The sequence below is a fragment of the Anaeromassilibacillus sp. An200 genome, from assembly GCF_002160025.1.
GTDB lineage: Bacteria > Bacillota > Clostridia > Oscillospirales > Acutalibacteraceae > Caccousia > Caccousia stercoris.
This window is the reverse complement of record NZ_NFJU01000005.1, coordinates 53024-67087: the sequence shown is the minus strand read 5'-3', so window position 1 is coordinate 67087 and position 14064 is coordinate 53024. Positions and strand designations below refer to the sequence as shown.

The window sequence follows — 14064 nt, the reverse complement described above, 5'->3', positions numbered from 1 at the left end:
ATGGACAAGCAGTTGAAGCTGGGTGTGATCGGCCTGGGAAACAGAGGAATCAGCCTTCTGGAGCATTGCTTCCTGCCGCGTGAGGATGTGTGTGTGGCGGCGGTCTGCGATACCTACGAGGATCGCCGTGTGAAAGCACGGGAGATGGTGGAGAAGGCGGGATCTCCGTCGCCGGTGTGCACGGGAGATTACCGGGAAATCCTCGCCATGCCGGAAATTGACGCTGTGGTGATTATGGCATCGTGGGAATCCCATCTGAATCTGGCCTGCGATGCCATGCGGGCTGGAAAGTATACGGCCGTGGAGGTCGGCGGCGCGTATTCCATCGACGACTGCTGGCAGCTGGTGCGCACGCATGAACAGACGGGCGTGCATTGCATGCTGCTGGAAAACTGCTGCTACGGCCGCGATGAGCTGATGGTGCTCAACATGGTGCGCCAGGGGATGCTGGGGGAGATTGTCCATTGCCAGGGCGGCTACCGTCATGATCTGCGGGATGAGGTATCCTTCGGCCGGGAAAACCGGCATTACCGCTTTTTCAATTACCTCCTGCGCAGCGGCGAAAATTACCCCACGCACGAGCTTGGACCGATCGCTAATGTACTTGATATCAACCGCGGCAACCGGATGCTGACGCTTGTTTCCGTAGCTTCCAAAGCGGCTGGGCTGCATGAGTATCTTCTGCGGGAAAAGGGAGCGGATTATGACGCGTCCTCCATGTCGTTTGCACAGGGCGATGTGGTGACGACGATCATCAAGTGCGCGCGGGGAGAAACGATCTGCCTGACGCTGGACACCACACTGCCGCGCTTTTATTCGCGCGGCTTCCATGTGCAGGGAACGAAAGGCATGTACATGGAGGATAACAACAGCGTGTTCCTTGATAAAAAGGACAACGAATTTGATTTCAAGTGGAAGGAAAAATGGAACAACGCCGAGGAATACCGCGAGACCTGTGAGCATCCGGTGTGGAAACGCTATCTGGAGGAGGGTGTGCGCGGCGGCCATGACGGTATGGACTGGCTGGTGACAGGTGCATTTCTCGACGCGGTGCGCCGCAATGCGCCCGCGCCCATTGATGTGTACGACGCGGCGGCCTGGATGAGCATCACCTGTCTGAGCGAGCAGAGCGTCGCAATGGGTGGGATGCCTATGGCGATCCCGGATTTTACAAACGGCAAATGGCTCCGCCGCGACCCGTGGCAGCCGTAACGCTTTCAATATTTTGAAAGCGGAAAACAGGAATTGTAAGGCGCCCTTTGATGTGGTTTTGGGACCGCATCAAAGGGCGCTGATTTTATTTTTTACCCTCAAAAGGCTGGTGGATTATCGTATCAAAAAAACGGACTATTTTCTAAAGACAAGAAATCCTGCTTTTTCCTTTATTTTCCTTGCTTTTTTTTGCTTCTTCATCAGGAGAAAAGCATGATGATATTGTCACAAAATTTATATTTATTGCTTTCTTTGCTTTTGAAGATCGAATTTGCCCGTTTTGGAGTAATACGAATTTTTAAGAAAAATTAGGCATATTTACAAAAAATTATCAACACTTTTTAATATGTTGAAATAGATGACGGATAGTGATATACTTCGATTGGAAATAAATTGTAAAAATTGTTAAAAACAGACACTTGGCTTATTCTCGCTCATGTTTGAAATCAAGGAGAAAAAGGGGGGAGGTATACCAGATTTTAAGAAATCTTGCTTTTATTTCCCCACATACTTCTGTCCAGTGCAGCTTTGTTTTTTACAGAAAAGGGGGCTGAGATACGCCGGAAGGATTTTTGCCCGTTCGGCACAAAAGAGGAAAACGCAAATGATTTTCGTTTAAAGAAGGGAAGAATGGCATGAAACACAGATTGCAGAGATTTCTGTCTGGATTTCTGGCTGCGGCTATTGGCCTCAGCGTGATCACAACCGCTCTGCCTGCTCCGGTTTTTGCCGCAGAACCTGTCACAGATTTGCTGGAACAGGGCGGCAGGGAGATGACGCTTGTCACCGCCGGCCCCAACAATGGCAACGGGCACTTTAATCCCAGTGGGACGCCGGAAGCCTTTTATCTCACCGATAGTGCATACACCAATGAGGCGTTTTCCGTCAGACTGGTTCTGAAAAGCGAAAAGGCTCAGACGCGCCTGCGTGTGGTCAACAAGTATGCAGATGACAGCCATTGGAGCTATCTGGCCTACGATGGGGCAGGCAATGGAAACTGGTTTGCAGAGTACAAGAATGGCGACGCATCAGGATATCCCGGTATGACCGGGCTTCCCGCTCTCAACGCCGGCGATGAAGTTGTGATTTCCGGCGAGTGGAGCGGCGAGGGCCTGAATGTAACGGTGGAAAATGAAACCACCCAAAAAAGCGGCTCCTTCACCGTTACCGACCCCAATTTTGTAGGCCTGAAGGATCAAAGCGGAAAAATGGGTATTGGCGCGGGTACTTATAGCACAGAGTATACCGCCGTCTATTTCTCCGATCTGACCATTGATGCCCAGCCTTACAGCGGAGACCACGTTTGGTATCGAGATATCGATGGACAGACCGCGGAAAAAGCCAGCGTTGGCGGAACCTTCCAGCACCGTCTTGTGGCGGCGGGAAACGAGAATGGCAATACCAAAACGGATAAAGCCTATGTCATCGCCCCGTCCGTGCAGGGCGTGAAGGCAGGCACGCTGGAAACTACCTTCCGTGTTCCCGTTGCGGATACCGGAAAAAATTCTCTGAAATATGCTGTGCTGTTCCGTTATACCGATGCGAACCATTGGGCTGCCGTCGGCCATGATGGGAGCAAATGGTATGTGCAGGCGGTAAACGGAACAACCAATACCGTCAAAGAGCTGAGCGGTATTACCGCCAAGCCGGCAGAGAAAATCACGCTGTCCGTCTCTTATACGGCGGATCAGATTGCATCTGTCACGATAAACGGCAAAAAGGCCGTTTTTGAGCAGCCTGACGGCTTTACGGGACTTGCAGGCGGCAAAATCGGCTATCTGCTCAGCCAGAATACCCGTCTGGAGGTAAGCCAGCTGTCCTTTACCAATGACGGGAGCGGCACCGATCCGGAGCCGCCGGTGGAAGGCGGAAGAAAATGGATCGCCTTTAACAGCGTGGGCGGCGGACATTCCTATGGACAGGCTAACGGTCCCGCTGTTGTTATCGATCCCAACAAAACCATCCAGGAGGCTGACAAGCTCAGCCTTAAGTTCCGCCCGACTACCGAAACCAAGAATTTCGGTATCTTCTACTATTACCTGGACGATAGCAACTGGCTGTATGTGGGCTACGATGCTTCCAGCGGCTGGTACTACCAGTTCATGAACAACGGATCCGGTGAGTATCCCAAGCTGGACGGCCTGCCCGCTCCTGTGACGGGAGAGTCCATGGAAATTGAGATTTCCCTGAGCCGTGAAACACTCCAGGTAACGGTGGATGGCTTCTCCTCCACCAAGCCAAATAGTAATTTGAATATCAGTAAATTATGACCTTTCAACAGAGGTTACAGTGCTTTAATAAAATCCTCCAAAAGCCTTGAAAATAAAGGATTTATCGCAATGTGTTCGCCTTATCTCTTTATACGGTTACACACAAGTTTACTCTTTCCCTCATTGCTCATAAGGGCAAACGCAAGGGCAAGAAAATCTCATAACAAGATATAACAGTGTGTTATAACAGTGTGTGGCAATCGGAAAACTGTGATGTATGTGCGAATATATTATAACGGAGGATTTTTCAATGGACAAGTACATTTACGATAATAAAAATGGTCTGTGGTATGAACTGCAAGGAGATTATTATATCCCTTGTCTTATCTTGCCAGCCGAAAAAGAACAGCCTATCGGTTTGTGGGGACAGCGGCATTTGCGGTATCTGAAAGAATACTGCAGAGCCACCTACGTAACCCTGCTCACAAGCGGCAGGCTGAATACTTATCTTGTCGATATAGATAAACAAGCGCAGGAGCGCATGGAAAGGCTCACAGAGCAGATGAAACGGGCGCAGGGTATCACGGAGCACCTAAAGGCGGAAAATGCCTTAGAATGGAAGCAGAGAATGGATAACATAAGGAACTGTGCTACAGAAATTATAGATAGAGAAATCATTTACACTTAATCAATTAACGGCAGGAAACTAATGTGTTTTCTGCCGTTTGGTTATATTGTAGTGATCTTGTGGTCAAGTCTTTACTAATTATTTATATCGGCTATTTATTGAACTACTAAGAATTTTTAAGGTATAATGGAATTCAGTTATAGGAAAGGAACAAACAAATGAAAATAGAACGTCTTTATGCGATAACCGTGTATCTTCTTAATCATGGCAGAACATCTGCCAATGAATTGGCAAAACATTTTGAAGTCTCCGTGCGAACTATACAGCGAGATATTGATTCATTATGTCTTTCAGGAATTCCGATTGTTTCCGTTGCCGGAGCGGCAGGTGGTTATGAAATATCCGCACAATTTAGGCTTGATAAACACCTTGCTACTTCAAATGACTATTCTTATATCTTAGCTGCGCTCAAAGGATTGGTTTCAGCTACAAATGATGTAAATGCAAAACATACATTAGAAAAAATATCTCATATTCACAAGCAAAATGATATGAACATTATATTGGATTTTTCTGTTTTACGAGAAGACGAGCAAGTTACTTTGCAAGCGTTACAAACTTCCATAGCAAAAAAACGTATGGTAGATTTTATATATACGAATAATAATAATGAAACTCGCACACACAGTGTAGAGCCTATTGCAGTACTATATCGGTGGTACGCATGGTATCTTCTTGCCTATTCTAAAGTAAAAAACGATTACCGTACATATAAACTTGTAAGGATGAGTAATTTAAAAATTACAGATACTCCTTTTACAAAAGAACACGATACCCCAGATATGATTTTGAAAAAATCTGACAAAACAGACTCCCGTCAATATACGGATGTTTTTGTAAAATGTAAAGAGAAGGCACGATCACGAGTCCAAGAATATTTGAAAGGAATGGTAATTGAATATTTGCCGAATGGTGATACATTCATGAAATTTACGGTAGTAGAAAATGAGCAGTTCTGGTTCGGCACTTTATTGTCTTTGGGAGATGATGTTGAAGTAATTGAACCAAAGGGGATTCGCAATCGACTTTTTGAAGCAGCTTCAAAAATTATTTCTTTATACAAATAACTATGACATACTGTTGTCATACATATTATGATATAGTGTTTATAAAAAACGGAGGTAACCTTATGATTAACCCTTATGAAAAATGTCCTGTATATGAGAATGAAAATTATATGTTAAGAATGGTAAGAAAAGAGGACAAAGAAGATTTATTAAAAGTATATTCTGATGAGAAAGCCGTACCATTCTTTAATAGTGATAATTGTGGTGGAGATGATTTTCACTATACAACTGAAAGCAGAATGGAACAAGCGATTGAATATTGGGTTTGGGAGTATAACAGACAGGGGTTTGTTCGTTGGACTATTGTTTCAAAAACAGTTAATAAAGCAATAGGAACTATTGAATTATTTAATCGGAAAGCAGATGATTATTTTAATAATTGTGGTTTGTTAAGGCTTGATCTGAGAAGCGATTATGAGCAGGAAGAAAACATTTTTGAGATACTATCGCTTATCATACCATCAGTATTTAAATTGTTTAAATGTCAGATAATTGCGATAAAAATTCCTTCCTTTGCCTCCGAACGAAAATTGGCAATATTACGGTTGGGTTTTGTTGCTTCTAAGGAAAAATTGATAGGGCATGATAAAAAGATTTATACTGATTATTATGTTCTGCAAGAATAGAATCGGGGATTTAAAATGGATCAAATATATCTTAGTAAAGGTGAAGTCCGAAAATTTATACTATACAAGCAGGGGCTATTAGGGGACTACAGATTTATCGGAAAAAGCGGCGTTCTTGATTTCATCCGACAGGCAGGATGTATTCAATTCGACCCGATTGATGTGTGTGGAAAGAATGCAGAGATTGTTTTGCAATCCAGAATCAGTGGCTTTACAAAACAAATGCTATTTGAGTTATTATATACCGATAGGAAATTACTGGATTATTTTGATAAAAACCTATCCATTATTCCAATAGAGAACTGGAAGTATTTTGGACGACAAAGGGAAAGTCATCGTAATTGGGAACGAAGTTACAATGAAATTCAGCAGGTACATGACCAAATAATTGCTGCCATTTCAGAGAATGGTCCACTTTGTTCTTCTGATTTAAATTTTTCTCAAAAGGTTGACTGGTATTGGAGCAAAACCAAACTCTCACGAGCAGCACTTGAACATATGTATTTTAGTGGGGAACTGGCAATACATCATAAGGAGGGAAACATTAAATATTATGATTTGATTGAGAAGTGCATACCAGAAGATATTCTTAACGAAGCAGACCCATATCCCTGTGATTTTAAGCATAAGAAATGGCGTGTTTTGCAAAGGATAGGTTCTGTAGGCTTACTGTGGAATCGGGCATCTGATGCCTGGCTTGGGATTTCAGGTCTGAAAGCAAATGAGCGAAACAATATTTTCACTGAACTTCTATCTGAATCCTGTATCGTTCCCATTAAAGCGGAAAATGTTAACGATTCATTATATTGTCTTACTGATGATATAAAGATTATTGATTTTATCAAAAGAAAAAAACATGAAAAGAAGCGTTGTGAATTTATAGCCCCTTTAGACAATATGATGTGGGACAGAAATTTGATAAAAGCTATTTGGGACTTTGATTATAAATGGGAAATATATACGCCTCCATCAGAACGCAAATATGGATATTATGTATTACCAATTCTTTATGGAGAAAGATTTATTGGCAGAATAGAAATGACATATGACAGAAAATGTAAAAAATTAAATGTTTCTAATATATGGTATGAGCCAAATATAGAATTGACAAAAGATATAGAAAAAAACGTAGTATCTACCATTAAACGCTTTGAAATATTTAATGAGGCATACAGATGTGTACCACCGCCGCATGGGTAAACCATAGCGGCGGTTTTTCGTTCCTATCGGCTGTCTCTGTCAAAGGATTTCTTTCTCTGTCTCGGCTGGTTTCGCTCTCTGCCCTCTGCCTGAAGCTGGCGCAGGCGTTTCAATACGCTCTCCCGTTTAGGCGGCTTTGTCTGCTCATTTTGGGAGGGTTTCTGTTTTTCCCTGACTTGTCGTTCCCATGCGGCAAGGTCACGGTTGTGCTGCTCCACAACAGCCTCCGCCTTGCGGTAGGTTGCCATGAACGCCTGCACATCGGGATAACCGTCCTCTTTCAGAACATCGGGCAGTTTATCCAGCTTTTCAGCGATTTCCTTTTCTGTCCGCTGTATCTGCTCTGTGAGCGCCTTGCGCTCCTTACCTTTGAAAATCCCCTTTGTGTCGGCGAGCTGCTGTTTCAGCTTCGGAAGTACCGTATCCTGCAAATGCCGGATTTCTTTCGCCTTATCCTGTGCCTTTATCATCAGCTTTTGCATGGTGCGGAACTCTGCCATATCTATCTCAAGGACAGGCTTCGGCGGCATATCGTGTTCACGGATTAGGTTTTGCAGGAAGTCCTTTGCCTTGCTGACGATACTGCGGAACAGACCCGGCAGCCAGCCCTTGCTTTTGATAAACTGGCTCGCCTTTTCGTGTATCTCTGTCTGCTTGACTTCTAAAATCTTTGCTTCGGAGATACCTGATAATAACGCCATATCCGCTGTCCTGTTCCATTTCTGCCTTGCGGCATTGTCGGCTTTGATTTCGTCCTCTTTGGGATTGTTCTTGCCGATTTTCTTGGTCGGCAGATAGACGCTGTTTTTATCAAATACCTTTAAGTGCTGCTCAGGATCAGAGATATGGCGGTTGATAAGTTCCGTATACACTTCCTTTATCTCTCGGAGAAAAGGCTCTCCCTTAAAGCGTGTATCTTTGGCAGTAAACAGATGGCTTTCGTATACCTCGCCTTTTTTGATGACGGTACAGTCTTTCCGTATCTGCCCGTCCTCCCCCGTGATTTCCTTTTTGGTGCGGACACGCTTCCCAGTCTCGTCAAAGAACACGCTGCGGGAAGCAACCTTCACATCAGGTTCGGGGAGCAGTTTCCTCTCGCTGAAAATCAGATGGATATGATAATTCGTCTTGCGCTTGTTGTGGTGGAGGGCGGACACGCACTCCACACCGTACCGCCTGCGGAACTCCTCTGTAAAGTCCGTGAGTACCTGCTGCGGCTCGTATTGCGTATAGATTTCGGGCAAGGCGATAATCAGTTCCCTTGCTTCGATACATTTGCCCTCTGCGCCGCTGCGCTGAAACTTTAGTAGTGGAACTTCCCGGCTATTTCCGGTTCGTCCCACTACTATTCTCTCATGCCTGTCTATGCGCCGCAGGTTTTGACGGTTACTGACCGCGAACGAAAAGCCTGAGTTTGTGGCGGGATCTCCCTCGTTTACCGTGGAATTCGTGAAGAACGAAAGCAAAGACTGGTTCTTCCGCATCCGTGCCACCGGCAAGCCCGGCGACGCCTGCGGCTTCTACATCAACAAGTCACCCAAGCCCGTCACCGTTGTGACAATTGCCTGATTTAAAATCATCAGCAGGCAGCAAAAATCCCCCTCGTGCAGTTCGTTCTGCACGAGGGGAATTTTTTTGCTTATTTCTGTTCAAAGTCGCGGTACATCAGGCTGGGCTGGATCCCGGTGTTGTCCTGGTATTTTCCGCTGTGGTACGGCTCGTAATCGCCGTGAATATCGTGATAGTAAATTTGGCAGATTTCCACGTTTGGGTAAATGACAATCGGCTGAACGCAGAAAATTTCCAGTGTCCAGTATCCGGCGAAGCCCACATCCCCAAAGCCTGCCGTCACATGGATGAACAGGCCGAGCCGCCCCGTGGAGGAGCGTCCCTCCAGCATGGGGACAAAGCCGTCTGTGCGCGTGTATTCGTTGGTCCGGCCCAGATACAGCCGGTTCGGTTCCAGTTTAAGCCCCTCCGCAGGGATAACCAGATGGCGGCAGGGGTTCGGAGTTTTCATGTCGAGCACTTGGTTTTCGTAGACCAACAGCTCCGGAGCCAGCGTCAGGTTGTAGCTGTTGGGGTTGAGACGGCGGCGGTCAAAGGGCTCGATCACAATCTTTTCCCCGATATGCCGTTCAATTTCTTTTCCGGAAAGAATCATGCAAGGCCTCCTCAGCCGCGGTTCCCGCTCAGATAAAAGATCGCAATGCCGCCCGGTCCGGTGTGCGCGCCCAGGATCGGTCCGAGATCGTTGACAATGATTTCCTTGGGCTTTACACGGCTTTTTGCCTGCTTATACAGGTATTTGGCGTCGTCGGGGGCATCGCAGTGAACAATAAAGATCGTTTGCTTTTCCGGATCCTGGATGGATTTTTCCATCTGATTCAGGAGAGCGTCGAGCGACTGGCGGCGTCCGCGTACCTTCATCGCAGGGATCAGATGGCCTTCGTCGTCGATGCGCAGAACCGGCTTGATCCCCAGCATGGAGCCGAAAAGAGCCGCGGCAGCGGAGAGACGCCCGCCGCGCTTGAGATGGTTGAGGTCGTCCACGGTAAAATACTGGGAAAGGCTGTACCGGTGCACACTGACCCACTCCGCGGCCTCGTCGATGGAAGCCCCGGCCTGCTGCTTCAAAGCGGCGTAATAGACCAGAAGGCCCTCGCCCATGGAGACGGCGAGCGAATCGACCGGCACAACGCGCCGCTGCGGATACTTTTTCTTGAGCTGGGCAATCGCCTCGAGAGCCCGTTCATAGGTACCGGAGAGTGAGGAAGAGAAACCAATATAGAGGACGTCAAGACCGCGCTGGAGGAAGGGCTCAAAGGTTTCCACAAAGGTGACGGTGTTGATCTGGTTTGTCTTGGACATTTCCCCGGCGCGCAGGCGGGCATAAAATTCCTTGCTGGACATTTCGCGGGCGTCCGGGTAATTGTGATACACCTCATCCCCAAGAATAAACTCCATAGGGATCACTTCCACTCCAAGCTCCTCCACGAGCTTGGGAGTCAGGTCGCTGGTGGAATCCGTGACAATCTGATAGCTTGCCATAGCAGGGCAGATCTCCTCTCCCGAAATTTCAATTCAATCTTTATTGTCTGCCATGAAGAACAGCGCGATGGTTCCCGGGCCGGAATGTGCGCCGATCACAGGGCCGATCATATTGATGTAAATCTTGGTGCCCGGAAATTTTTCCTGAATCTGTGCCGCAACGTAGTCGGCGTCCTGCTGTGCGTCTCCGTGGCTGAGAAACACGGTTTTCGCGTTTTCCAGCTGGGCTGTTTTGCCCATATGCTTCACAAGAGCGTCAAGCGACTGGCGGCGTCCGCGCACCTTCTCCACCGGGATTAAATGGCCCTCGTTGTCCACGTGCAGCACAGGTTTGATGCCGAGCATGGTGCCGAAGAAGGCCGCCGTGCCGCTGACGCGCCCACCGCGCTTGAGGTGGTTGAGGTCGTCCACGGTGAACCAGTGTGCCAGATGGTTCCGGTTGTCAATCACCCACTGCTCAAGCTCCTGCATGGACAGTCCGGCGCGCTTCTGCTGCACGGCGTAGTAAACCAGAAGGCCCTCGCCCATGGAGGCGGCCAGCGTGTCGACCACAATCACCGTGCGCTCCGGAAAGCGCGAGCGCAGCTCCTCCGCCGCCATACAGGCGCTGTTGTAGGTGCCGGAGAGGCCGGAGGAAAATGCCATATAGAAGATATCGCGCCCCGCGTTGAGCACGGGGGTAAACACATCGATAAAGGTAGCGGTGTTGATCTGGTTGGTGGTGGAAACCTCGCCGCTCCGGATGCGGCTGTAAAATTCCTTCGCGCTCATATCGCGCTCGTCGGGGTAATTGCGGTACACCTTTTCCCCGATGACAAACTCCATCGGGATGACCTGCACATCAAGCTCATCGATCAGGGCAGGGGTAAAGTCGCAGTTGGAATCCGTGATGATTTTATAGTCCATCATGAAAAAGCTCCTCTCATTTTGCTGGAGTCCGAAAAGGGCAGGAAAGCCGGATACAGCCGGATCTTTTCTGTTTATTATACCCTTTTTTTCGGATGCTGTCCACCGTTTCCGGGGGTTGTTTGAAAATAGAGGAAGAAAAAGCTCCCCTCCCAGAAGGAGGGGAGCCTAATCGTTCAAAGAGACCCCGCCTGGCCGTAATGTGTGAGAATAACCTGCCTACGGTAAGCAGGTGGGTGCCCGCCCAACGGTTTCTCGCTCCCTTCTTCCGGCAAAGCCGGGAGGTCTGCAGTCCCCCGCCGGAGCTAAGCTCCCGAATTAAAAGTGTAGGGTTATCATACGCAAGTCCGCGAACCAGGCAGGAAATCCTGCATTATTCTTCGGAACCCTCTTCCTCGAACATCTCGTCGAAATGGGCCTCGAACTCGGCGGCCAGACGATCCAGCAGATCCTCGTCCTCCACCTCAGCAAGCTGCTGCTCGCCGTCTTCCTCAAAGGCCTGGAAGATGTAATACGTTCCTTCGGATTCCACCTGCTCCTGCGGGTCGTCAAAAGTGGGGAGCAGGGCATAGAAGCAGCCGTCGTCGTTCTCTATGATGTCAAGGATCTCAAACTCATGCTCCTGACCGTCCTCGTCCACGAGCGTGAGCAGATCCGCGCTGAAGTCTTCATTCATAAAAGGCAGCTCCTTTCTAAGAACTCTTTCGTATGTATTGTACATGCGATTTGCCGCGAAGTCAACTGTAAAATCTGAGAAAGTAAAAATAACTAGTTTTTTTACACTTTTTAGAATTTTTTCAGAAAAACCTCTTGACAAGGCGCGAAATCTATAGTATAGTATAGTCACAGAAAAGAAAGAGAGACAAGAAGAGACAGACAAAAGCAAGTTCGCCAAGTGAAACAAAGGGGTTTTGCAATAACAAAGTTCTTTTGGGGCGGAGAAGCAAAAGAGGAAGTGTCTGTAATTGTACCACTCGCTTTTGTGTATATGAAAAAGAAAGGGGTGCAGTCCGATGGACAATAATCCGCAGCAGTATCCGGCAGGCGTTGCTCTGACGGGCTGCGTCTGCTGAGATAAAAGGACAGCTTTCCGAAAAAACGCGGCTGGAACGGTGAATACCAAAGGAATAGCAGCAAAGGCATAGAGGTATGTATTGCGGGTTATTCGGAAAAGGAAAAACCGGGAGGCCGTAAATAGGAATCCCAAATTTTTGAGATAAGGAATGAGTCCAAAGTACAACGCAGATTTTGATTGAACCATTATAACAGAAAGGAACGGGACATTAATCCAGTGCAGTTTCTGAGAATGGTCTCAAAAAATCAAAGGTTTGCAGAATAGCGTGATCTATTTTCAAAAACCCAGTTGTTGCTTTTGGAAAAGCATGAAACCATTTGTGAGTTTCGCAGACAAAAAGAGTGCGGTAATTCTGGAAAATAGCCAAGCACGCAAAAGGTTCTGAAATCTTTTCTTAGGTGAATCCCATGTACTGATTATTTCGCTTCTGTAAGGAAGTAAGGATATTTCCCCAGCGTAGAATTTAAGTCGTTACAGCAACATTCTTCGTAAGAATGACTGGAAACAAACTGATTCCCATGCGATGATAAAACGGAAGCTCCGGAAAAGGAGTGGATTTTCTCCCAGCGGTGACGAATTGTGTTACGGCAACGATTTTCCAAAAGGAAACGACCGGAAACAAAGACTCCCATGCGTTGAATCTATAGAAGCTTCAAAGAAGAAGCGTTGTTCCCAGCAGTGATATTTAATCGTTACGGCAACGGCTTTCGGCAGAAAGCAGACCGGAAACAAAAGAATCCAAGCGGTGAACTGAAAAAGCTTCGAAGGAGAAGTTTGTATTATCATAAGCGGAGAATTAAAAGTAGTTACAGCAACATTCTTCCGATTTTGTAAGAATGACTGGAAACGGATGAGACCCATGCAGAGATAAAAGATAAATGGGAGCCCCGGCCGGTACAGCCGGGGCTCCTTTGATCTGTCTGGAAACTGTGTGGCAGATGTGAAGAAATTGTAAATTTTTCCTGTCAAGAGAGGAAATCACTTTTTTCCGCCTTTGTTTTTGCTATACTGAAACCACCAAGTCCCAATGGGACGCAGAAAGGCGGAATTCAGCATGGAACATAAGATTTGGGACGTCATCATTGTGGGCGGCGGTCCGGGCGGATATACAGCAGCGCTTTATTGTGGACGGGCGGCTCTCTCGGTGCTTGTACTGGAGGAAATAGCTCCGGGCGGGCAGATGGGGACCACCGACCAGATCGATAATTATCCCGGTTTTCCGGAAGGAATCAATGGCTTTGAGCTTGCCATGCAGATGCAGAGAAGCGCGGAGCGTTTCGGTGCGGTGACACGTTTGGAGCGTGTGACTTCCCTTTCCCTGGAAGGCCCGGTCAAAACGGTGAAAACCTCCTCCGGTGAGTATCAGGGCAAGGCGGTCGTGCTGGCCACCGGCGCATCTCCCCGTGAGCTGGGCCTTGCACATGAGCGTGAGCTGCGGGGACACGGTGTGTCCTACTGCGCCACCTGTGACGGCATGTTTTACCGCGGCAAGGAGGTTGTCGTGGTGGGCGGCGGCAATACAGCGGCCGCCGATGCGCTTTACCTCTCCAAGCTTTGCGAGAAGGTCACGATCATCCATCGCCGCGATACGCTTCGGGCTTCCAAATCTTATCTCAAGCCCCTGCAGGAATGCAAGAATGTCACGATCCTCTGGGATACGCTTCCCGAGGCGATTCTTGGCGAAAACGCTGTTACCGGCCTGCGGGTCAAGAATAAGAATACGGGCGAAACGCAGGATATTCCCTGCTCGGGAATCTTTGTGGCAATCGGCAATGTTCCGAATACCGCTTTGTTTGCGGATTCCGTCACGCTGGATGAAAACGGCTATGTTGAGGCGGATGAAACCACCCGCACAAACATCCCCGGCGTTTTTGCCGTGGGTGACGTTCGGCGTAAGCCCTTGCGCCAGGTCGTCACGGCGGTTGCGGACGGCGCCATGGCCTCCCATTTTATTGAATCGGCAAACTGACAAACAGAACCAGAACGGGCCCCGGTCATGCGACTGGGGCCCGTTCTGGTTCTGCTTTTC

Annotated in this window: 13 protein-coding genes and 1 other RNA gene; 8 read left to right on the top strand and 6 right to left on the bottom strand. The window is 47.8% G+C overall.

The window, feature by feature from the left end; translation table 11 throughout:
* From B5F35_RS03990 to B5F35_RS03965, 6 genes are all read left to right on the top strand, one after another.
* Positions 1–1212: a Gfo/Idh/MocA family protein gene (locus B5F35_RS03990; protein ID WP_087238297.1), complete on the top strand. Its 1212-nt coding sequence runs from the start codon at positions 1–3 to the stop codon at positions 1210–1212.
* Positions 1213–1847: 635 nt separating this feature from the next.
* Positions 1848–3482 carry a hypothetical protein gene (locus tag B5F35_RS03985; RefSeq protein WP_087238295.1) on the top strand — a complete coding sequence of 545 codons (1635 nt, stop codon included), beginning with the start codon at positions 1848–1850 and terminating at the stop codon, positions 3480–3482.
* 250 nt (positions 3483–3732) lie between these two features.
* Positions 3733–4110, top strand: a complete 378-nt coding sequence (locus tag B5F35_RS03980; protein WP_087238293.1) for a TnpV protein — start codon at positions 3733–3735, stop codon at positions 4108–4110.
* 158 nt (positions 4111–4268) lie between these two features.
* A complete protein-coding gene (locus tag B5F35_RS03975; protein ID WP_087238291.1) occupies positions 4269–5177 on the top strand; it encodes a helix-turn-helix transcriptional regulator in 909 nt (302 codons plus the stop codon).
* 62 nt (positions 5178–5239) lie between these two features.
* Positions 5240–5803, top strand: coding sequence for a GNAT family N-acetyltransferase (locus B5F35_RS03970; protein WP_087238289.1), 564 nt, complete (start codon positions 5240–5242; stop codon positions 5801–5803).
* A 15-nt stretch (positions 5804–5818) separates the two neighbouring features.
* Entirely contained in the window at positions 5819–7003 is a 1185-nt protein-coding gene (locus B5F35_RS03965) for a winged helix-turn-helix domain-containing protein (protein ID WP_087238288.1), read from the top strand.
* Positions 7004–7026: 23 nt separating this feature from the next.
* Here B5F35_RS03965 and B5F35_RS03960 read toward each other — a convergent pair whose 3' ends face one another.
* On the bottom strand, positions 7027–8346 hold the full coding sequence (locus B5F35_RS03960; RefSeq protein WP_242969390.1) for a MobA/MobL family protein: 1320 nt from the start codon (positions 8344–8346) through the stop codon (positions 7027–7029).
* A 73-nt stretch (positions 8347–8419) separates the two neighbouring features.
* On the opposite strand from B5F35_RS03960, the gene B5F35_RS18655 reads away from it, so the two are divergent.
* On the top strand, positions 8420–8572 hold the full coding sequence (locus B5F35_RS18655) for a hypothetical protein (protein ID WP_162611323.1): 153 nt from the start codon (positions 8420–8422) through the stop codon (positions 8570–8572).
* A 70-nt stretch (positions 8573–8642) separates the two neighbouring features.
* Here B5F35_RS18655 and dcd read toward each other — a convergent pair whose 3' ends face one another.
* The 5 genes from dcd to B5F35_RS03935 all read right to left on the bottom strand — a co-directional run bounded on the left by dcd (position 8643) and on the right by B5F35_RS03935 (position 11636).
* A complete protein-coding gene (gene dcd, locus B5F35_RS03955) occupies positions 8643–9167 on the bottom strand; it encodes a dCTP deaminase (RefSeq protein ID WP_087238286.1) in 525 nt (174 codons plus the stop codon).
* Between the two features lie 11 nt (positions 9168–9178).
* Complete coding sequence (locus B5F35_RS03950; protein ID WP_087238284.1) at positions 9179–10054, bottom strand: DegV family protein; 876 nt, start codon at positions 10052–10054, stop codon at positions 9179–9181.
* A 33-nt stretch (positions 10055–10087) separates the two neighbouring features.
* Positions 10088–10963, bottom strand: a complete 876-nt coding sequence (locus B5F35_RS03945; RefSeq protein ID WP_087238282.1) for a DegV family protein — start codon at positions 10961–10963, stop codon at positions 10088–10090.
* 177 nt (positions 10964–11140) lie between these two features.
* A non-coding RNA gene (ssrS, locus tag B5F35_RS03940) (6S RNA) lies at positions 11141–11328 on the bottom strand.
* A gap of 5 nt (positions 11329–11333) precedes the next feature.
* On the bottom strand, positions 11334–11636 hold the full coding sequence (locus tag B5F35_RS03935; RefSeq protein WP_087238280.1) for a DUF1292 domain-containing protein: 303 nt from the start codon (positions 11634–11636) through the stop codon (positions 11334–11336).
* 1453 nt (positions 11637–13089) lie between these two features.
* Here B5F35_RS03935 and trxB point away from each other — a divergent pair.
* A complete protein-coding gene (trxB, locus tag B5F35_RS03930; RefSeq protein WP_087238278.1) occupies positions 13090–14004 on the top strand; it encodes a thioredoxin-disulfide reductase in 915 nt (304 codons plus the stop codon).
* Positions 14005–14064: the final 60 nt, after the last annotated feature.